The 18,948-nt window shown below is 44.6% G+C and carries 21 protein-coding genes and 1 tRNA gene; 15 read left to right on the forward strand and 7 right to left on the reverse strand.

What is annotated here, in order from left to right; all coding sequences use genetic code 11:
- The first annotated feature begins 11 nt into the window (after nucleotides 1–11).
- The 6 genes from mutY (at nucleotide 12) to HF888_RS00850 (ending at nucleotide 3,866) form a co-directional block, all read left to right on the forward strand.
- The gene (gene mutY / locus HF888_RS00825; protein WP_007018082.1) at nucleotides 12–1,064 is read left to right on the forward strand and encodes an A/G-specific adenine glycosylase; all 1,053 of its coding nucleotides are present in this window, start codon (nucleotides 12–14) and stop codon (nucleotides 1,062–1,064) included.
- Complete coding sequence (locus HF888_RS00830; RefSeq protein ID WP_007018081.1) at nucleotides 1,061–1,333, forward strand: oxidative damage protection protein; 273 nt, start codon at nucleotides 1,061–1,063, stop codon at nucleotides 1,331–1,333. The genes mutY and HF888_RS00830 overlap by 4 nt, the downstream gene beginning before the upstream one ends.
- 124 nt (nucleotides 1,334–1,457) lie before the next feature.
- Nucleotides 1,458–1,533: transfer RNA gene (locus tag HF888_RS00835), tRNA-Phe, on the forward strand.
- A 289-nt stretch (nucleotides 1,534–1,822) separates the two neighbouring features.
- Entirely contained in the window at nucleotides 1,823–1,924 is a 102-nt protein-coding gene (locus HF888_RS16795; RefSeq protein WP_425321726.1) for a helix-turn-helix domain-containing protein, read from the forward strand.
- A gap of 231 nt (nucleotides 1,925–2,155) precedes the next feature.
- The gene (locus tag HF888_RS00845) at nucleotides 2,156–3,334 is read left to right on the forward strand and encodes a hypothetical protein (RefSeq protein ID WP_040297807.1); all 1,179 of its coding nucleotides are present in this window, start codon (nucleotides 2,156–2,158) and stop codon (nucleotides 3,332–3,334) included.
- A 43-nt stretch (nucleotides 3,335–3,377) separates the two neighbouring features.
- Complete coding sequence (locus HF888_RS00850) at nucleotides 3,378–3,866, forward strand: hypothetical protein (RefSeq protein ID WP_007018079.1); 489 nt, start codon at nucleotides 3,378–3,380, stop codon at nucleotides 3,864–3,866.
- 34 nt (nucleotides 3,867–3,900) lie between these two features.
- Here the strand turns inward: HF888_RS00850 and HF888_RS00855 are convergent, their stop codons facing one another.
- Nucleotides 3,901–4,239, reverse strand: a complete 339-nt coding sequence (locus HF888_RS00855; RefSeq protein ID WP_007018078.1) for a hypothetical protein — start codon at nucleotides 4,237–4,239, stop codon at nucleotides 3,901–3,903.
- 271 nt (nucleotides 4,240–4,510) lie between these two features.
- On the opposite strand from HF888_RS00855, the gene HF888_RS00860 reads away from it, so the two are divergent.
- Nucleotides 4,511–5,614 (forward strand): GGDEF domain-containing protein, encoded by a 1,104-nt coding sequence (locus tag HF888_RS00860; protein WP_007018077.1) that lies wholly within the window; start codon nucleotides 4,511–4,513, stop codon nucleotides 5,612–5,614.
- 54 nt (nucleotides 5,615–5,668) lie between these two features.
- Here the strand turns inward: HF888_RS00860 and rpoH are convergent, their stop codons facing one another.
- From rpoH to ftsY, 4 genes are all read right to left on the reverse strand, one after another.
- A complete protein-coding gene (rpoH, locus tag HF888_RS00865; RefSeq protein WP_007018076.1) occupies nucleotides 5,669–6,535 on the reverse strand; it encodes an RNA polymerase sigma factor RpoH in 867 nt (288 codons plus the stop codon).
- 252 nt (nucleotides 6,536–6,787) lie between these two features.
- Nucleotides 6,788–7,768, reverse strand: coding sequence for a permease-like cell division protein FtsX (gene ftsX, locus HF888_RS00870; RefSeq protein WP_007018075.1), 981 nt, complete (start codon nucleotides 7,766–7,768; stop codon nucleotides 6,788–6,790).
- On the reverse strand, nucleotides 7,761–8,459 hold the full coding sequence (gene ftsE / locus HF888_RS00875; protein WP_007018074.1) for a cell division ATP-binding protein FtsE: 699 nt from the start codon (nucleotides 8,457–8,459) through the stop codon (nucleotides 7,761–7,763). Before ftsE ends, ftsX begins: the two co-directional genes overlap by 8 nt.
- A 9-nt stretch (nucleotides 8,460–8,468) precedes the next feature.
- Entirely contained in the window at nucleotides 8,469–9,548 is a 1,080-nt protein-coding gene (ftsY, locus tag HF888_RS00880; RefSeq protein ID WP_007018073.1) for a signal recognition particle-docking protein FtsY, read from the reverse strand.
- 123 nt (nucleotides 9,549–9,671) lie between these two features.
- Between ftsY and HF888_RS00885 the strand changes: the two genes are divergently transcribed.
- Together HF888_RS00885 and rsmD are read left to right on the forward strand one after the other, a co-directional pair.
- Nucleotides 9,672–10,808, forward strand: coding sequence for a M16 family metallopeptidase (locus tag HF888_RS00885; RefSeq protein ID WP_007018072.1), 1,137 nt, complete (start codon nucleotides 9,672–9,674; stop codon nucleotides 10,806–10,808).
- Between the two features lie 3 nt (nucleotides 10,809–10,811).
- Nucleotides 10,812–11,381, forward strand: coding sequence for a 16S rRNA (guanine(966)-N(2))-methyltransferase RsmD (gene rsmD / locus HF888_RS00890; protein WP_007018071.1), 570 nt, complete (start codon nucleotides 10,812–10,814; stop codon nucleotides 11,379–11,381).
- Here rsmD and HF888_RS00895 read toward each other — a convergent pair whose 3' ends face one another.
- Entirely contained in the window at nucleotides 11,382–12,473 is a 1,092-nt protein-coding gene (locus tag HF888_RS00895; RefSeq protein WP_007018070.1) for a chalcone isomerase family protein, read from the reverse strand.
- A gap of 144 nt (nucleotides 12,474–12,617) precedes the next feature.
- The gene (locus tag HF888_RS00900) at nucleotides 12,618–13,280 is read right to left on the reverse strand and encodes a TetR/AcrR family transcriptional regulator (RefSeq protein ID WP_007018069.1); all 663 of its coding nucleotides are present in this window, start codon (nucleotides 13,278–13,280) and stop codon (nucleotides 12,618–12,620) included.
- 139 nt (nucleotides 13,281–13,419) lie between these two features.
- Between HF888_RS00900 and HF888_RS00905 the strand changes: the two genes are divergently transcribed.
- From HF888_RS00905 to HF888_RS00930, 6 genes are all read left to right on the forward strand, one after another.
- Nucleotides 13,420–14,862 (forward strand): coniferyl aldehyde dehydrogenase, encoded by a 1,443-nt coding sequence (locus HF888_RS00905; RefSeq protein ID WP_007018068.1) that lies wholly within the window; start codon nucleotides 13,420–13,422, stop codon nucleotides 14,860–14,862.
- 27 nt (nucleotides 14,863–14,889) lie between these two features.
- Entirely contained in the window at nucleotides 14,890–15,444 is a 555-nt protein-coding gene (locus HF888_RS00910; protein WP_007018067.1) for a hypothetical protein, read from the forward strand.
- Between the two features lie 8 nt (nucleotides 15,445–15,452).
- Nucleotides 15,453–17,045, forward strand: coding sequence for a GMC family oxidoreductase (locus tag HF888_RS00915; RefSeq protein ID WP_007018066.1), 1,593 nt, complete (start codon nucleotides 15,453–15,455; stop codon nucleotides 17,043–17,045).
- A gap of 122 nt (nucleotides 17,046–17,167) precedes the next feature.
- A complete protein-coding gene (gene coaD / locus HF888_RS00920; protein WP_007018065.1) occupies nucleotides 17,168–17,647 on the forward strand; it encodes a pantetheine-phosphate adenylyltransferase in 480 nt (159 codons plus the stop codon).
- A 111-nt stretch (nucleotides 17,648–17,758) separates the two neighbouring features.
- The gene (locus HF888_RS00925) at nucleotides 17,759–18,004 is read left to right on the forward strand and encodes a YfhL family 4Fe-4S dicluster ferredoxin (RefSeq protein ID WP_007018064.1); all 246 of its coding nucleotides are present in this window, start codon (nucleotides 17,759–17,761) and stop codon (nucleotides 18,002–18,004) included.
- A gap of 177 nt (nucleotides 18,005–18,181) precedes the next feature.
- Entirely contained in the window at nucleotides 18,182–18,943 is a 762-nt protein-coding gene (locus HF888_RS00930) for a phosphate/phosphite/phosphonate ABC transporter substrate-binding protein (RefSeq protein WP_007018063.1), read from the forward strand.
- Nucleotides 18,944–18,948: the final 5 nt, after the last annotated feature.

Genomic DNA, 18,948 nt, shown 5'->3' on the forward strand with positions numbered 1-18,948 from the left:
GTACCATCTCAATGAATTCTATTGCAAAAACGTCGAAGCAGTTTAGCGACGCTGTGCTGGCCTGGTTTGATGAGCACGGTCGTCATGATCTTCCATGGCAGCACAACAAAACGCCTTATCGCGTCTGGGTTTCTGAAATAATGTTGCAGCAAACCCAAGTCACCACGGTTATTCCGTATTACCAGCGTTTTATGCAGCGCTTTCCTGATGTAAAAAGCTTGGCTGCAGCAGAGCAAGATGAAGTGCTCCACCTATGGACAGGACTTGGCTACTACGCTCGGGCTCGTAATCTGCATAAATGTGCTCAAACTGTGGTCGAAAAATATGCAGGCGTCTTCCCAAGCACGGTTGCTGAGCTAGAAAGTCTATCCGGTATTGGGCGCAGTACCGCAGGTGCTATTGCCAGCATTAGTATGGGGCAATACGCTGCTATCTTGGACGGCAACGTTAAACGCGTTCTGACGCGCTTTCATGCAGTGGAAGGCTGGCCCGGAAATAAAAAAGTGGCAGATCAGCTTTGGGATATCGCAGAGCGCTATACACCTCAACAACGCACGGCAGATTATACTCAGGCCATGATGGATTTGGGGGCGACGCTGTGTACTCGTAGTAAGCCTGGGTGTGAGATTTGTCCGCTTCACGCGCAATGCGAAGCTTATGCTCAGAATCGTGTCAAAGAGTTTCCCAATAGTAAGCCGAAAAAAGATAAGCCTGTAAAAACTACGCAAATGGTTTTAGTTCGTCATGATGATGAAATATTGTTGCAGCAGCAGCCGAGTACTGGGATATGGGGAGGGTTGTGGATTTTTCCTCAACTATCCATAAATGATGACGCTCTATCGTTGCCGTTTTTGCAAGGTTGCGACATTAAAGCTGTTTACGAACTTGAAGGCTTCCGTCACACCTTCAGTCACTACCATTTGGACATCAAGCCGATACGCATCGATATCGAACGAAAACCAAATACGATCAACGAGAGCGATCAACTCTGGTATTCCCTTCAGCAGGGTGCCAATGTAGGTTTGGCCGCTCCTGTAAAAAAACTATTGGAGACGCAATTATGAGTCGAACAGTAAACTGCCGTCGTCTAAAGCAAGAATTGGAAGGGCTTGATAAGCCACCGTTTCCGGGGCCTCTAGGCCAGGACATTTATGATAATGTTAGCAAACAAGCTTGGCATGAATGGATGGAGCACCAAACACGTATTATCAATGAGCAGCATCTCAATATGATGGACATGACGAGTCGAAAATACTTGCAAGACCAAATGAAAAAGTTTTTCGCTGGAGAGGCTGTCGATCAAGCAGAGGGCTATGTCCCACCCAGTGAATAAGTGAATCGTACGTCAATCACTAAGTGGCTGAAAAGTAAGCAGATTTTTTCTAGAGTCAGGGTTGACACCAACGCCAATTGAAGGTTTAATACGCCACCTCAGCGCGGCAACGCCTCAGCTGAATGCCCGGATAGCTCAGTCGGTAGAGCAGAGGATTGAAAATCCTCGTGTCGGTGGTTCGATTCCGCCTCCGGGCACCATCCGAATTCTTAAAAACCAGCTCAAGTAGCTGGTTTTTTTATGTCTGAAAGAAAGCTACTCAGAAAGTAATTAGATTAGCCAAACAACGATCAAGATTGTTAAGTTGCGATCGAATGCTTAGCAATTGCATGATTGATTTGCTTTTAAACACACGTGACTAAAAATGGTTACTTGGCTATGTAAGTCTCAAGATTCAGCTCTCGGCCTGATTGACTTCAATCAGGCCGAGAGCGCACTGGGCGCAAAGGTGGAAAGCCTCGTAGTCTCCAAGACTAGCAGATCGCTGAGATTCGCTCTAAGTACGAGCAAGGATTGAGTAAATCTAAACTGGCTCAAGAATACGGTGTTAGTCGGATGACGATTATGAGGGCTATATCACTACCGAATTAGTCTGCTTAGATCTGTTGAAGAGAGATTGGTTGCAAGTGTAGTAAATGCAATGTGTCATTTCTGCTTATTATGATCAACTGGTTCAGTTTGGATTAGGCCGGCTATTGGGTTGTGTTTTTGGAGCTGACCTAGCAATTATATAGTCAAGAACGGCTTGCTGTGATTTAACAGTCAATTGAAAGGGTTCTCAGTCAAGTGTAAGGTCTTGATCAGAGATAGCTTAGGAAGAGTATGAATATGGAAAAAAAGGGCAAGATCAAAGAACAATTGGCTCTTCATATTGTTGAATTGAATGAGATTATTAGAGATCTAAAAGGTTATCTGGATAACCGAGAAGTGCCTGCGAAGTTGAAAAGCCTTCTGGCGAGTTATGATAAAGATTATTTAGAATTTAGAAAGCAAATTGACGCAAAAGTAACCTTTGAAAATTTGCAGCCCAGAGCAAAAGCGATCTTGGATCGTATTTTCGCTATATCTATAGTACTGAGCGACTCATTTTATAGTGATGATGATGGTGTGCGCTTTGTATGCGATCAATTAAAAAATGGAGTTGAGCAGGCTAAGCTATTATTGTCAGACGGCGTTGTAACCTTTAATTATACAGGCTCGGACAAAGATAAAGCTAATCTTTCACAGCTTAGAGCAAGACGAGAGCACTTGGCCAGTGATGATTCTAAAGATAAGAATCTGAAGTCTGACTATGATGTTCTACTAAAAGAGTTGGAGCTTGCTCAAGAAGTACACTCTAAGAAAGAAGCAGAGCTTCGCAGGAAACTGGAAGAAGTTGAACTAAAGCTTGATGGACTTTCAGACAAGACAAGTCGGACTATTCAGGATGTAGATCAGCAATTCGTCGAAGCGGAAGAAAGCTTGAATCAAAAACAAGCTAGAGTCGACAGCCTGATAGAGACAATGTCTGAGACAATTGTCGCCGGTAATTACGAAGAAAGCGCAAGTGTTGAGAAGAAGTCAGCCGATTGGCTTAGAACGACCTCTTTAATATTTATGGTAGTTATTGCGGTTGTCACTGCCTATTCCTTATATGAAACTACTTTAGACAGTTTCAAATGGGAAAACTCTATTTTTAGACTAGTTTTTATCGTATTGGTCTCCGTACCTGCTGCATATCTTGCGCGAGAGTCAGATAAACACAGAAAACTGATGAATAAGTACTTACAAATTTCTTTGGATCTTAAAGCGATGGATCCGTTTATGTCCTCCTTGCCTATAGAAGAGCAGCATAGACTGAAATCTGAAGTTGCACTAAGAATATTTGGCACTAAAAGTAACGAAGTTGCAACGGATCAATACCCTATTAGTGTACATGATATCCTCACTAAGCTAATTGAGCGAATTGACCTTAAGGCTAGCGCTAAAGAAGTTAAAGACTCAAACAGGCACGAGCACTGAAATTAGATTCGACGAGTATGTACCAGTAAAAAGGACCTGCAGCATGAAAGCTATTTTTCTCTCAATCCTCCTCATTTTTCTTTGCTCTTGCTCTGGGATAGCATCTATATCTCAACCACCATCAGATGAAGAGATCAAAGAGGCTAGAAAACTAAATAGTCCTATTGCTTTGTCCGCAATTTTTGGTCAAAGAAACACAGCCAATGGTATAGAAGTGATGATTACTTACTCAAATATCAGCTCTAAGACAATGAAATATGTGACTTTTGAGGTTGTGGCTCTTAATGCTGTAAATGACGTTGTTGCTGGAGAGATACGCGGTAAAAAAGTAACTATACTAAAAGATACAGGCCCGATAGAAGCTAATGGCTGGTCTTTTCCTAAATGGAAGAACGCCATTTACCACCGTAATGCAATTCAGCTGATAGTACAAAAAATCAGAGTAGAGTATATGGATGGCTCAATAGAGACTGTAGAGAAGCCCTTTAAGCTATCAAGCGCTGTGGGCCAGATTGAGGATAAAACTTACTGAGCTAGCCACATAAACAAATGACTGTAAGCCAGAGCTAATGAGCTTTGGCTTTCTTGTTTAGGTACTTTAGACCTGCTTGATGCCTCTTAAACGCTTCGTCTTCATCTACATTAATGGATTCTAATAACTTAAGCTGAGCTCGGCTCTTGGTGAATAACAGAGCTATTATCTTCTCAATGCTCTCTTGAGAAACCCTTGTGTTGATCAATGAGTTGTTCTCTAACGAACGAGCGTAGTAAATCTCACCTGTATTAATCTTTGCTCCAAAGTAATCTATATAGTCTTTCCTAGCGCGGATGGCTTGGAAACCGACCTCTGTCCCAATTAGTCCCCTGTTAAGAAGGTCTAGGTATTCGCATTGATAAGAATTCATGCTCGTTTCCCTAACGGTTTTACAGTCTTTAAGTTTAAAATTGGTACACTTTTGGTACACTTCGCGTTTAGGCGGTGTAACTCGACTCAGTAATCATGCGGGTTGTAGAGAAGGTGGTTCCCAGATTTCCGCTCCGCCTCCGGGCACCATCCGAATTCTTAAAAACCAGCTCAAGTAGCTGGTTTTTTTATGCCTGAAATTAATACCGTAAAGCCCTCACGCACTTTACTGGTCTATGCTTAAGCTATGGCTGTTGTGTATGGAGCATAGGGTGTTTTCAATTCGGCATAGTCCCGACTATATCCGGAAGTTCAATTCCGACTACAGCGTCGAGTCCCGTCTTGCCAGTTATGCGGCTTCAGTCGCTCTGATTCTATTTACTCTCTGGGATGCATCGGACTTGGGCTGGCAAAGCCAAGAGCTTTTATTGATATTGCTAGTGCGCTTCGTTCCCATGATTCCTATATTGATTCTGATGCAATGTTGGACGCGCAGTAATAAACACTACCGCGTCGATATTTTAGTGACCTTAATGGGGATTGCGCTTTGTGTGCCTATTGTATTTTCTTACTGGATTTACCATTCGGTGGGTCAGTGGCTGGATTTTAACGCGCTGATGCTGGCTATCACTGCTGTATTTTTTCTTCCTAGTATTTTTTATCAGCAAAAATTAATTATCGGTTTGAGCGCCTTATTTGTTTATCTGCTCTATTTGGTGCTTGTGAGTGCTAGTGCGGATGTTTTTATTCAGGCCGGACTGTATTTGGGATTAATTATTACAGTGGGTAGTCTCCATAGTGTGAGTTTTGACGCGCACCGTAAGGCTAATTATCAAAAAAATCTGTTTCTAAAGGATCTTGCTCACACTGATCAGTTAACCGGAGCCGAAAACCGCCACAAATTTGAGGAGCGTTTCGAGCAGCTTATGAAAAGTGCTAGAGAGCAAGACACTGGATTAGGTATTGCTATCGTCGACATTGATTTCTTTAAGCGCTTTAACGATTTTTATGGACATATGAAGGGGGATGATTGCCTTATTCGTGTTGCCAAAGCCTTCCTGCGGCTCAGAGAGCACGAACTGGACCGTTGTGTACGCTTTGGTGGTGAGGAGTTTATATTGATCAAATATGGCGTTTCCGCTAACCAAGTTCAGTGGTGGGCTCAAGCTATTGTGGAGCAGGTTCGTAGACTCAATATTGATCATCAAGATTCGCCCATTGCGCAGTGTGTCACTGCCAGTGCTGGTGTGGTTTATTGGGATGGAAGTATTGGATTAACGCGAACACAATTGATGAAAACAGCGGATGATGCGTTATATCGAGCTAAAAACAATGGTCGAGATCGTGCTGAAGTAGAGGAGACGCATAAGCTCTGATGGCATAAAAAAGCCAGCGAATGCTGGCTTTATGAACAAAGATCGAAGTTTTTATCAGTGGGAAGCTTCAATCATGCCTTTGATTTTCTTCATGGCGTTTTTCTCAAGCTGGCGAATACGCTCAGCAGATACACCATATTCGTCAGCTAGTTCATGAAGCGTGGCTTTATGCTCTCCTAACCAACGACGCATCAAGATGTCTTTACTGCGATCATCTAGCTGCACTAACGCGTCTTGTAGGCGTGCTGTACTGTCTTGCTCATAGTTTTCATTCTCCACCGCGAGGGCTGGGTCAAAGCTATGGTCTTCTAGATAGTTAGCTGGCGCCTGATAAGCGCTATCTTCATCATCAGCAACTGGGCTATCGAATGTACTGTCATGGGAGCTCAAACGACCTTCCATTTCGTATACTTCTTTAGCACTCACACCTAGATCTTCAGCGATTTTGTGTGCTTCAGCTTCGTTCAACCAGCCATTCCGCTTTTTCGCGCTACGCAGATTGAAGAACAATTTGCGCTGAGCCTTTGTGGTGGCCACTTTCACAATGCGCCAGTTCTTGAGGATAAATTCGTGAATCTCTGCTTTGATCCAGTGAACAGCAAAGCTCACTAGACGAACGCCTACCTCAGGGTTGAAGCGTTTTACCGCTTTCATGAGGCCAACGTTACCTTCTTGAATGAGGTCAGATTGGTTCAAGCCATAACCGTTGTAGCTCTTGGCAATGTGAACTACAAAGCGCAGATGAGATAGAACAAGACGGCGCGCAGCTTCTAGGTCGCTTTCGTAATAAAGGCGATCAGCCAGTTCTCGCTCTTCTTCGGCGCTCAACACAGCAATGCCGCCGATCGCATTTAGGTAGCCATCGAGGTCACGACCGGGTGACAGGCTTGCGATGTTTTGGGCCATTAAGCTAGTGCTCATGTTGATAATGCTCTCCTATTAAGAACAAGTTTTAATTCTGTTTGGTTATCCTGCAATACGCACAGGTGTTTGTAAACCGACAATGCTATTTTAGCACTCGTTAATATGAGCGCCAATTCCAGTAGAAGTTCCATTGTGGATAACTTTGAAAATCAGTGTACACCAAATGGAACAATGCATCGCTTTTACCCGTGAGTATGCCTACATTGTACGCCCTGCAGTTGATGCCAGATCATGAAAGACAGGTTTTTCTTATTTGGGTTCAATCGTGCTTAAGTGGCGGGAAACCGCGAGCCAAGCCCCTAACCAGCCTAATATGACGCCATCAAAGATGAGTAATAGACTGTCTTTTAGCCCTAGCGTTTTCAGTTGGAAGTCGCTGCCATACAGGCTAATTAAGTTATCCACAGGGCCTGACAGCCAATATAAGCCGATGCTAAGTAAAATCCACGCGATGATGCCACCGCCGAGGCCAAACCAAAGCCCGGTATAAAGGAATGGGCGACGCACAAAGGCATCCGTCGCACCCACTAGTTTAACCACCAATATTTCATCGCGGCGGCTTTCTATTGAAAGGCGAATGGTATTACCGATGATGAGTAGCACAGCCAGTCCTAACAGGGCGGCCAAGGCCCAGACTAGACGCTGACCTAATTCCATGAACTGATATAAGCGCTGAACCCAGATGACATCTAACGAGACGCTATCCACATAGGCCATTTGTTGAATGCTTTGCTGCAGCGCTTCCAACGCTTCGGTATTTTGGCTATCTAAATTGGGCATCACGGTAATGACGCCCGGCAATGGATTGTCGTCCAAGCCTAAGATCACATCGCTCAGACCAGTACTGGCACTGAACTGACTTAGGGCTTGCTCTGGGCTAATGTATTCCGCAGATCGAATCTCGGGTTTTTGTTCCAGTTCATTGACGATGTTATTGGCAAAACGCTCAAGAGTGCCCTTTTTCAGATACACACTCATTTGACTGGTTTGGTCCCAGCTACTGCTCAACTGCTTAAGATTCTCTAGGGATACATACAATGTCATGGGGAGCGACAGAGCAATGGCCAGTACTAGCCACGTCATAAAACTCGAGGCAGGACTTTTTAACAGTCGGGACAAGCTGTCTTTTGCCATCAGCTTGTGGTGCTGAATGTAGCTTTGCCACTGACTTTGTGCGGTGATTTTGCTTTGCTGATTGCTGATTTTAGGCGCGGTTTTTTGTTCACTCACGAGGGGCCTCCTCTTGAGTTTGCGGTGGACGCTCACCAATGATTTTGCCGTTTTCCAAGCCAATCACGCGATAGGGCAGGCGACCAATAAGATTGAGATCGTGACTGGCAATCAGTACCGAAACGCCCACATCATTAAACTGTTCGAACAAGCTCATGATTTCTTTTGATAGTTTTGGGTCTAGGTTACCGGTTGGCTCATCTGCGAGAATTAAACTGGGTTTGTTCACCACCGCGCGAGCAATGCCCACACGTTGTTGTTCTCCACCACTTAACTCAATGGGATTTTGCTTTTCTTTGTCGAGTAAGCCCACTTTATCTAAAGCCGCGCGTACGCGACGTTCTAAGTCTCGACTGGAATAACCACTAATGCGCAGGGGTAGGGCGACGTTTTCAAAAACACTGCGGTCAAATAATAGCTGGTGGTTTTGAAAGACCACACCAATGCGGCGACGATGGAAGGGAATTTGTGAGGCCCGTAAACGGTTGAGGTTGACGCCATCGACGAGGATCTGCCCTTGAGTGGTTTTTTCCATGCGCATGATGAGCTTTAACAAGGTGCTTTTACCTGCACCGGAATGGCCGGTCAAAAAGGCCATCTCCCCTTGTTCTACCTCAAAGTTGAGATCTAAAAGGGCTTGATGGCCACCGGGGTAGCTCATACTCACATGGTCAAAGCGAACATGGGCCATAGTGTTTCCTTACTCGTCTTGGGCGAAGAGGGCTTCGATAAACTCTTCATGATTAAAAGGTCGTAGATCGTCGATTTGCTCGCCAACACCAATGAAGCGAACCGGCAATTGCAATTCTTTAGCGATGGCAAAGATCACACCGCCTTTTGCTGTACCGTCCAGCTTACTTAATGTCAGACTGCTTACGCCAACGGCTTCTTGGAAAATTTTGGCTTGGCTTAGCGCATTCTGACCGGTGCCAGCATCCAATACTAGCATCACCTCGTGAGGGGCTGTGTCGTCCAGCTTGCGCATAACGCGCACTACTTTTTCCAGTTCTTGCATGAGGTTGGCTTTGTTTTGCAAACGGCCGGCGGTATCGGCAATGACCACATCCACACCTTTGCTTTGTGCAGACTGAACCGCATCATAAATAACAGAAGCGCTATCGGCTCCTGTGTGCTGAGCCACAACTGGAACTTTGTTGCGCTCGCCCCAGGTTTGCAATTGCTCGACGGCGGCTGCACGGAATGTATCACCGGCGGCCAACATCACGCTTTTACCCTGGCTTTGGAAACGCTTGGCCATTTTACCAATGGTGGTGGTTTTACCTACGCCATTGACGCCCACCATGAGAATGACGAACGGCTTGTCGCTTTGTGGGATTTCCAAAGGCGCATGGCAAGGTTCAAGAATGTCTTTCAAATGCTGTTTAAGTGCTTCAAGTAAGGCTTCACTGTCTTTCAGCTCTTTGCGACTGGAACGTTCGGTTAAATCGTCAATGATGGCCTGTGTGGCGTTGATACCGATATCCGCCATGAGCAGTTGAGTTTCGATGTCTTCTAATAGATCTTCATCAATCTCTTTTTTGCCCAGTAGCAAGTCGCCAAGCCCTTCGCTTAATCCTGAACGCGTGCGGCTTAAGCCTGCTTTAATACGCGCAAAAAAACCTTTGCTGGACGTACTTTCCGTTTCTTCTGATGTGGTGGTCTCTTCCACTACCGATTCTTGCGAAGGTTCGGCAACAACGTCGCTATTCTCTTTTAATGGCTCTTGAGATGGGCTGGTTTTGTCGTCAGCTTTCTTCTTGGATTTTCCCCAACCGAACATGAGTTCACCTAGTACTAAAAAAACGGCTATGCTATCAGTATTCCAATAAAAATTCCGCTACATCCTTTAGGAAGCAGTATCGAAAGCGGTCAATTTCACCCAATTAGAGCTAGGACAGGATTCATGGCACAAGGGCTGAAACGTACCACCCTCAATAATATCTTAATCGCCGTTAGTATTTTGCTGATTGTACTTTTAACCGCCACCGCCCCAAAAGAGTCGGAAGTGGCGCTGCCATCACCACCCAAGTTGGATATCAGTGTGTGGAATACGGATTCTGGCAGCAAGGTTTGGTTTAGTCCCATGTTTAGTGATCATGTACAGATTCAGCTTTGGTATGAAGCAGGGTTTGGCTTTGATGATGAGCGCAAGGGTATCAGTTATTTGTTAAGCCGAGCCTTGCAGGATGAGCTGCAACAAGCAGGCATTACCGCTCAGGTGCATCATACCAGTGACTATATTCAAGTAGCGGTGCAGCTGCCGGCTCAGCCAGAAAGATTAAACGCGCAACTGGCTCGCTTGAGTGAAATTCTTTATCGTCCAGATTTAGCGCAAGAAAAAATCCAGCAATACAAAGCGGTGACGTCGAAAGCCAGTGATGAGCTGTGGAAGCAGGCGTATCCTGAGCATCCGTATGCCGGTCCCGCCCAGGGTGATCAAACCAGTTTGGGGCTGATAACCCGTGCTGAATTGCAGCAATTTCAACGTCATTATCTGCATCCACAGCGTTTACATGCCAGCATCGCTGGCGATCTCGTATTACCCGCGGCACAAATCATTATGGAAAAACTATTGCCAGACAGTCGCTATGCCGCAGCAGAGACCAATTTGTTGGTCAATCAAGAGTCATCGGTGATCAAGAAAGCGAATGTAGAGTTTCATAGGTTAGTACCTGCGTTAACGGTTGAAGAGCAACTGGATTTACGCATGTTTGCCCATGTGCTTGGGCAAATGCCAGGTCAGAAAGTGCGTTTGTACATGGGAAAAAGCAATGCCAGTTTATTGATTCAAAATCCAGTTTATCGCGATGAAGCCATGGAAGATTGGCTAGAAAGCGGTATTATGCCGCGGGAAAAGCGCAAGCTGGGTAAAACCTTGTTTGAGCAGACCAGTACTGCGGCTCGTTTGGCGTATAATTTAGCCAAACACAATACCTTTGATCACACGGCTATGGCGTTCCAGCAAAGCTTTGATCAACTGCAAGACTGGGATGAAAAGCGCTTTAAACGATTGACCGAAAAGTGGCTCACGAATCAATAAATTATGGCTAAAAAAACTCCAAACCGATTGCGTATTATTGGCGGCCAATGGCGCTCTCGTCTTTTAAGTTTCCCTGAGATTGAAGGTCTACGTCCTACCACAGATCGCGTTCGTGAAACCCTTTTTAACTGGTTGGCGCCGTATATTCCCGCCGCTCATGTCTTGGATGTATTTGCTGGTTCAGGGGCGCTAGGGTTTGAAGCCCTGTCCAGAGGTGCAGAGCACGGGGTTTTACTGGAGAAAAACGCCAAAGCCGTGAAGCAACTGAAAGAGAATTGCCAAGTACTGTCTTGCAATGCCGATGTGGTGCAAACCGATGCTTTGGTATTTTTGCAAAACTGTGAGCAAGCCTTCGATGTAATTTTCTTAGACCCGCCGTTCAATAAAGGCTTATTACCAAGCTGTTTACAGGCGATTCAAGATAAGGATTTATTGAAAGAAGATGGCTGGATTTACATCGAAAGCGAATTAACTGTCCCCGATTTAAATCTGCCTGCCCACTGGCATTTGCATCGAGAGAAAAAAGCAGGACAGGTTTTTCTTCGCCTATTTCAAAACCAATCAGCGTCATGATTAGTTGGCCTGCCCTAACATGAAGCGGGGTTTTTTGGGCGGCTGAATAATATCGCCAAGTGTTTGCTTGATGGGAAAGCGTAATTCAAATTGCCATGCTTCACCATCAAGCTGACTTGGGATTGCGGTGCCCGGAATCTCACGTTTTATTGCTCTATGTACATCAGCGACAAGCATCACAGGCATACCTTTATTATCGCCTGTCAGATCATACAGCGCACCGTTTCGATCCAGTTTAAAACGAAAAACGATTTCCCCCTTTGCTAAGCGATTGACGATCCATGCCGGCGGTTGGACCGAATCATAAATGCGTTTGTGCAAACGCCAATTTAAATCCTTCAACAAAAAGTTTTGGCGAAATGTTGACTTCTGTTCTTCTGTCAAGGATTCGTATCTGGGTTTGGGTATGCTTTTTTGCTTTGTTTCAGCTGTGATAGGAGCGTTAATAGCAGCTAATTGTAATTGCTTTTCTTTAAGTAATTTCGTTTTTTCATCTTGATCTTGCTTCCAACTATTTGCCATCGCAATACGTTTTTTATTGGGTTGAAAATCTGTCAAAAAACTTAACCATTTTTGCTCTAGATCTTCTCCTAGTATTTGTTTTTTAAATTGACGGCTTGGTGGTAATTCACCGATCCAAATGCTCAATAAGCTTTGAAATAAATCGCGATCATCTGTTTGCAAAAATAGAACACCGTTAATGCGAACGGACGTGCCTTTGTCTGGATAAAATTCGATACTGATGTGATCGTTTTTTACTAAAGCCGCAGGCAGCAATTGCGCAAAGTCATGAACCGAGTCTTTCATCTTTTCAAGTTGCTTGGGCGGTGTGCTAATGCTGATGTCGTTGAGCCATTGACGTTGCCATTGACGGGGGCGCCACTCATTGCTCAGCACGTAAATATCCATGCGTTGCCTTTGCTCGTTTTTTAAAATAGCGTGAGCATCATTGTTTTTACTGGGCAAGTATAGGGCGGCCAAATATAAGGATGTAGATAGTCTATTGAATTGTGCGGCGCCGTTCAGAGTTAATGCATAGACTGATGTGAAACTTAGCCATACGGTTAAACCGACGATGATATAACGCTTCATGGAGTATTCCCTCATCGTTTCAGCTGCGGTTCCGTGCAGCCAAGCGCGTTAAATAGTGGTTTTTAGTATACGACTAGTTCTCTATTTGGGTTATGTCGAAGCGCGCCACTTGCTGTCATGTGGCGCATTCACAAGAAGGTAGCGCTAGCCTATGTCGCTCAGCTCGTGCAGTGATTTCGCAAGCTGACTGGCGATATCAGCGACTGGCTGTTGGTAATCTTCCGTTAGGTAAGGTTTTTCCAATGCGAAAATTTGATAGATGCCGCTATTCAATAATTCTTGGCTTTCTTTTTGGTTTTTATCTACCAATAAGTTTGTGTGCATAAAACCAAACCAAGACGTAACAAGGATCCAAGTATTCAGCGCTAATGCGCGAACGTCCTCGTCGTTGGCACTGATAATTCCTGCCTCGCGAATGGCAAAGTAGATTTCTTGTGTACTCTTCAAGCAGCGTTTAAAGAAGGCGTTATAGCGTTTATGCAATTCAGGATCGTTCGCTAAAAGATGCTGTAGGTCGCGATGCATGAAACGGTAATCCCACAAGCCTTGGAAGATCGCTTGTAGGTATATGAGTTTATCGTTGACGGTCAGTTGACGACCGGCAGGCAATTTAAGGTTGTCATCCACTTTAGCTTCGTATTCAAGGTAAATATCAAAAATGATCTGCTGCTTATTTTTGAAGTGGTAATACAGATTACCTGGGCTAATGCCCAAATGAGAGGCAATGTGATTGGTGGTGACATTGCGCTCACCTTGTTCATTAAACAATTCTAAGCTTGCTTGAATAATGCGATCACGAGTCTTCATATACAGCCTTTCCGTTAGATCACCTTATTTTGGCAAGGGATGCCCTGCGTGGCAATCAGATAAAATATATTTGACCTTTAGAGTAATAACTCTAATAATACCAATTACACGTATAAAAAACAATCAAAGAGGTGCTCACATGGTAGCAACAGCGGCTCAATTAACAGACGAACAGCAGCAGTTGACGTACTTGCATGACATTTTTGCCAAGCAAAAGTCGGCGTATTTAGATGCACCCTATCCTAGCGCTAAGCAACGTCAGCAAGACTTGGACAAGTTAGCAGATGCACTACGCGAATTTAAAGAAGAGCTTTGCCAGGCAGTAAACAAAGATTTCAGTTGCCGAGCCGAAGGCGAAACCATGATTGCGGAGATCATGGTCTCTTTGGAGGGCATCAAATACAACCGCAAGCACCTAAAGAAATGGATGAAGCCCAGCAAGCGTCATGTAAATCCACTATTTGCACCTGCTTCAAATAAAGTTGTGTTTCAACCAAAAGGTGTTGTGGGCATTATGGTGCCGTGGAACTATCCTGTTCAACTAGCAGTTGCACCACTGGCGGCGGCGTTGGCTGCGGGTAACCGCGCTGTGATTAAAATGTCGGAGTTCACGCCCTATACCAACGAAGTACTTTATCGCATGTTGGCTAAATATTTCCCCGAGGAACAAGTCGCTGTCATGTCAGGTGAAGCAGCAGTGGGTGCAGAGTTTTCAAGTATGCATTGGGATCATTTGCTATTTACAGGATCTACTGCCGTTGCGCGTCACGTGATGAGTGCTTGTGGTAAAAATCTTGTACCTGTTACGCTAGAATTGGGTGGAAAAAGTCCATGTATCGTTACGCAAAAAGGTGACATTAAAGCGGCAGCCAAAAGCATTATTTTTGGTAAAGCGACGAATGCTGGTCAAACCTGTATCGCTCCAGACTATATTCTATGTCCTCAGGATCTGATTCCAGAATTAAAAGCGGAAATTGCTGACTATTATAAGCAGTGTTATCCAACGCTGAAAAACAATCCAGATTACACGGCCATCGTTAACGAACGTCAATTTCATCGCTTAACGTCGGTATTAAAAGACGCAGAAGACAAAGGCGCGCAAGTCCAGCCATTAAATCATGCTAATGAAGACTTTTCGGGAACTCGTAAAATTCCATTGACCTTGGTGGAAAACACTCGCTCAGACATGAGCATAATGGAGGACGAAATTTTCGGACCTCTGTTGCCGATTTTGCCTTACTCTGATTTAAACGAAGTCGTTTCATTCATCAACAAGGGTCCGCGACCGTTAGCATTATATTTATTTAGTCATGACAAGCGTGAGCAAGACTTTATTTTAGAAAACACCCATGCAGGTGGTGTCACTATAAACGACTGCTTAACTCACATTGCACAAGATGATATGCCATTCGGTGGAGTTGGTGACTCTGGTATCGGTGCTTATCATGGCAAAGAAGGTTTCTTATCGCTAAGTCATGCTAAGTCTGTGCATAAAAAAGGTCGAATTAATCTAGGAAGTTTGGTGCATGCGCCTTATGGCCGCACGATGCATAAACTTATATACAAATTCATGATTCGCTAAACGAACTTTATCTGAATAAAAATAACTATGATGAATCGTCGCCAATTTTTACAGCTGGGAGCGACTAGTACGGTCGCATTGACAGCAACTAGTATCACTGCAACTTTAACTGGTTGCAGTGAGTCGTTACCTGCTAACTCTAATTATCGTGTATTACGTGCAAAAGACCGTGAATTCATTATTGCCGTTGCCCCGGTTATGTTACAGGGGCATTTTCCTGAAGATCCAATACAGCGTGAAACTGTTTTAAACAGTATGCTAAAAAATATTGACACTGCAATCTTTAATCTTGGACCACATAATCAAAAGCAATTTAAAGATTTATTAACACTATTGAACTTTGGATTAAGCCGGGGCTTAACAACGGGTGTATGGAGTCAATGGAAAAACGCCAATGACGACGAAATAAGCAATTTCTTGAATCGCTGGCGAGACAGTGGTTTCGAATTATTCAATATGGCATACAACGGATTGAACAAACTAATGGCAGCAACTTTTTATGGTCATCCCATTGGTTGGCAACTAGCCCGTTATCCAGGTCCACCGTATGCAGATACTCTAATTACTAAAAATAATAATTAAGGTGCGCAATGGCAATTCAAGATATTTTCAAAACTCGCGCGCAAAGTGAAAATTGGGATTTACACGACGCCGGACTAAAGCAGCAGAACGAAACAATAGAAGCAGATGTCATCATCGTGGGCACTGGAGCCGGCGGTGGCGTAACGGCAGAAGTATTGTCACAGGCTGGTCTCAAAGTCGTTATGATTGAAGAAGGCGGCTTGTATACTTCTGATAATTTCAACATGGATGAATTAGAAGCCACTGCAAATATGTATCAAGAAAGTGGTGGCCGTAGCACTAAAGACGGTGCTATTTCTATTTTCCAAGGACGCACGGTTGGCGGTACCACTGTGATTAATTGGACCTCTAGCTTTCGTACTCCGCCGCAAACATTAGACTTTTGGCAAAAAGAATTTGGTATTGAAGATGCCTCGCAACAGCAGATGGCACCCTATTTTGAGCAAATGGAGCAACGTTTAAACGTCTCTAAATGGGCCATGCCACCGAATGCGAATAACGATACCTTAAAGCAAGGTTGTGAAAAGCAAGGTTGGAGCTGGGGCGTTATTCCACGTAACGTGGCCGGCTGTTGGGATTTAGGATATTGCGGAACAGGCTGCCCGACCAATGCCAAGCAAAGCATGTTGGTGACCACAGTGCCTGAAGCACTAAAAAACGGTGCAAGTTTGTATTACCGCTGTAGTGCCCACAAACTGCATTTTTCTGAACACAAAGTCGATGCGGTTGAATGTCGTGCATTAAAAGCAGACGGTCAAACTCCAACAGGCATTACTTTAACCTTCAAAGCACCGACCATTGTCTTGAGCGGTGGTGCCATTAATAACCCTGGACTGTTATTGCGCTCGCAAGCACCAGACCCTCATGGACGCATCGGTAAACGCACCACCATTCATCCGGTTAACGCCAGCCTTGCGAGTATGGCTCATGATGTAAATGGTTTTTATGGTGCCCCGCAATCCATCTACAGTGACCACTTTCAATGGCAAGATCGAGATGGCATTGGTTATAAGTTGGAAGTGCCACCATTGCAGCCTGCGCTGAGTTCACAGATTCTAGGTTTCCACGGTTTGGATCTGAGTGAGCAAATGGCGGATTTACCTAATATGCAGGTGGTGATTGCCTTGTTGCGCGATGGCTTTCATGAAGGCAGTCAAGGCGGTACGGTTGAATTGGATGATGGTGGCAAGCCGATATTGGATTACCCCATTACCGACTACCTTTGGCAAGGACTTAAACATGCTCATTACACCATGGCTGAAGCTCAGTTTGCTGCAGGAGCGAAGCAAGTTATGCCGTTACACCATGATGCGGGTTATGCCAAGACCATGGCTGAATGTCGTAAGATGATTGATGCGTTGCCCATGGAAAAACATCGAGAACGTATTATGACCGCTCATTTGATGGGTGGATGCGCTATGGGTGGTGATGAACGCCAGTCCGTAGTGGATAATAATGCGAAATTCTACCAAGCGGATAACTTGTACGTCATTGATGGCTCGGTATTCCCTACCAGTATTGGCGCGAATCCCCAGCTTTCCATTTATGCCATGGCATTGAAGCAGGCGAAGAAACTGGCTCAGTCCCTGACGTCTGCATAATCCCCGTTATTTTGTCAGCCCTCATCTTACAGATGTGACGTCTTTAATAGACAGAGCTCAAGTTGAGGCGCTGCCGCCTTTTCGGTAACATGCGCCTTCACAATGGTTCAGAGAAAAGTTTAATGACCAGAGTTATCTATCCGGGTACCTTCGATCCCATTACCAATGGCCACACCGATCTAGTGACTCGGGCCTCTAAGCTATTTGACCATATTGTGGTTGCAGTGGCGGATAGCCCGCACAAAAAACCATTATTTGATCTAGATACTCGCTGCCAACTGGCAGAAGAGGTACTCGGTCACTTGGATAATGTGGAAATCGTTGGCTTCAATACACTACTTGCGCACTTCGTACGAGAACAAAACGCCCAGGTGTTATTACGTGGTTTACGTGCTGTATCGGACTTTGAATATGAATTCCAATTGGCCAATATGAACCGTGCATTGGCGCCAGAAGTGGAAACCGTGTTTCTAACCCCAGACGAGCGCCACTCTTATATTAGCTCTACATTAATTCGTGAGATCGCTCGCTTAGAAGGCGATGTGAAGAAGTTTGTACATCCTGCTGTTGAGCAAGCTCTGATCCAAGCTTACGGGCACTAACGTAACTCTCCTAAAGCTTATTAAGTTGATTTGATGCATTTTAAAGCCCGTGTTTGGCGCTATAATGCATCCCATATCCAATGTGTTATTGCCTGAGAGGTAGCTGTCACCATGGCACTGATGATAACCGACGATTGCATCAACTGTGATGTGTGTGAACCAGAATGTCCTAACGAAGCCATTTCTGAGGGGGAAGAGATTTATGAAATTGATCCCAACAAATGTACTGAGTGTGTAGGTCACTATGACGAGCCCCAGTGCCAGTTGGTTTGTCCTGTAGATTGCATCCCGCTTGATCCAGAAAATGAAGAAACTCACGACGAGCTAATGGATAAATATAAGCGTTTAACTGCTTAAATTAGATCTGACACCATATTGCTTTGTGTGTAAAAGGGCCGCTCATATCGGTCCTTTTTTATTTCCGCTATACTTATTTCATCCTCAATATTTGTGCGGAATTATCCATTGAGATTCCTCCTTCTCCCATTATTGCTCCTCTTGGCCAGTTATTCTTATAACGTCTCGGCTTTTTCTGTGACGGAAGAGCCTTACGCCAGCCCGGCCATTTTGCATAGCAAATATAAAAGTGTACTTGCGTATCTTAATAAGCAGGGCTTGCGAGCGAATTTCAAACCCGCCATGGAATACAGTGATTATATCGCCATGTCGAAGTCAGGCATGATTGATATGGCATTTGCCTCAGCTGGTTTGGCGCAGTTATTAAGGCAGAAGTTTGGTTTTAAATTGGTCGCCGCCAGTGTGCAAACCTTGGATGCGGTGTTGTTTGTTTCTAAGCAAAGTGATTTTACTGACTTAAAGCAACTGAAAGGACATAACATACTGATTCCAGAAGCCTATGACATTGTTAGTGAAATCGCCCGGGATGAACTCATTTTTCCTCTATTAGAGAAGGACGATGCTTGGGTGTTTGAACAGCAAAGCAAGGTTGACCATATCATTTATGAAGTATTGTCTGGTCGCGAAGAGGCAGGCATTGTCGCTGGCTATGACTTGCAGTTGATTGCCCATGGCTTGCAGCGCAATGTACGCATCTTGTATCGAAGTGAGCCAGTGGTTGCTCACTACATCTTATTGCGTAATCTCGATCACTTTGCTGATATACAAACGTGGATGGTTAATTTCCATCAAACCGCTTTTGGCGAGCAATATAAAAAAGACTTTGGTGATAGTCGCTTCATCGTGCCGCAGCCACATCACTTAAAGGAATTAGATCGCTTTTCAGAGTTTGCTCGCTTCTTATATGAGCAAAGCATGGAAATACCCAGCCAGTTTTAACTTTA

It is taken from the genome of Bermanella marisrubri, from assembly GCF_012295615.1.
Taxonomy (GTDB): Bacteria; Pseudomonadota; Gammaproteobacteria; order Pseudomonadales; family Oceanobacteraceae; genus Bermanella; species Bermanella marisrubri.

Coding starts and splice junctions, on each gene's coding strand:
- mutY (WP_007018082.1), top strand. CDS start 12: ATGAATTCTATTGCAAAAACGTCGAAGCAGTTTAGCGACGCTGTGCTG.
- HF888_RS00830 (WP_007018081.1), top strand. CDS start 1,061: ATGAGTCGAACAGTAAACTGCCGTCGTCTAAAGCAAGAATTGGAAGGG.
- HF888_RS00845 (WP_040297807.1), top strand. CDS start 2,156: ATGAATATGGAAAAAAAGGGCAAGATCAAAGAACAATTGGCTCTTCAT.
- HF888_RS00850 (WP_007018079.1), top strand. CDS start 3,378: ATGAAAGCTATTTTTCTCTCAATCCTCCTCATTTTTCTTTGCTCTTGC.
- HF888_RS00855 (WP_007018078.1), bottom strand. CDS start 4,239: ATGAATTCTTATCAATGCGAATACCTAGACCTTCTTAACAGGGGACTA.
- rpoH (WP_007018076.1), bottom strand. CDS start 6,535: ATGAGCACTAGCTTAATGGCCCAAAACATCGCAAGCCTGTCACCCGGT.
- ftsE (WP_007018074.1), bottom strand. CDS start 8,459: ATGGCCCATGTTCGCTTTGACCATGTGAGTATGAGCTACCCCGGTGGC.
- ftsY (WP_007018073.1), bottom strand. CDS start 9,548: ATGTTCGGTTGGGGAAAATCCAAGAAGAAAGCTGACGACAAAACCAGC.
- HF888_RS00885 (WP_007018072.1), top strand. CDS start 9,672: ATGGCACAAGGGCTGAAACGTACCACCCTCAATAATATCTTAATCGCC.
- rsmD (WP_007018071.1), top strand. CDS start 10,812: ATGGCTAAAAAAACTCCAAACCGATTGCGTATTATTGGCGGCCAATGG.
- HF888_RS00895 (WP_007018070.1), bottom strand. CDS start 12,473: ATGAAGCGTTATATCATCGTCGGTTTAACCGTATGGCTAAGTTTCACA.
- HF888_RS00900 (WP_007018069.1), bottom strand. CDS start 13,280: ATGAAGACTCGTGATCGCATTATTCAAGCAAGCTTAGAATTGTTTAAT.
- HF888_RS00905 (WP_007018068.1), top strand. CDS start 13,420: ATGGTAGCAACAGCGGCTCAATTAACAGACGAACAGCAGCAGTTGACG.
- HF888_RS00910 (WP_007018067.1), top strand. CDS start 14,890: ATGATGAATCGTCGCCAATTTTTACAGCTGGGAGCGACTAGTACGGTC.
- HF888_RS00915 (WP_007018066.1), top strand. CDS start 15,453: ATGGCAATTCAAGATATTTTCAAAACTCGCGCGCAAAGTGAAAATTGG.
- coaD (WP_007018065.1), top strand. CDS start 17,168: ATGACCAGAGTTATCTATCCGGGTACCTTCGATCCCATTACCAATGGC.
- HF888_RS00925 (WP_007018064.1), top strand. CDS start 17,759: ATGGCACTGATGATAACCGACGATTGCATCAACTGTGATGTGTGTGAA.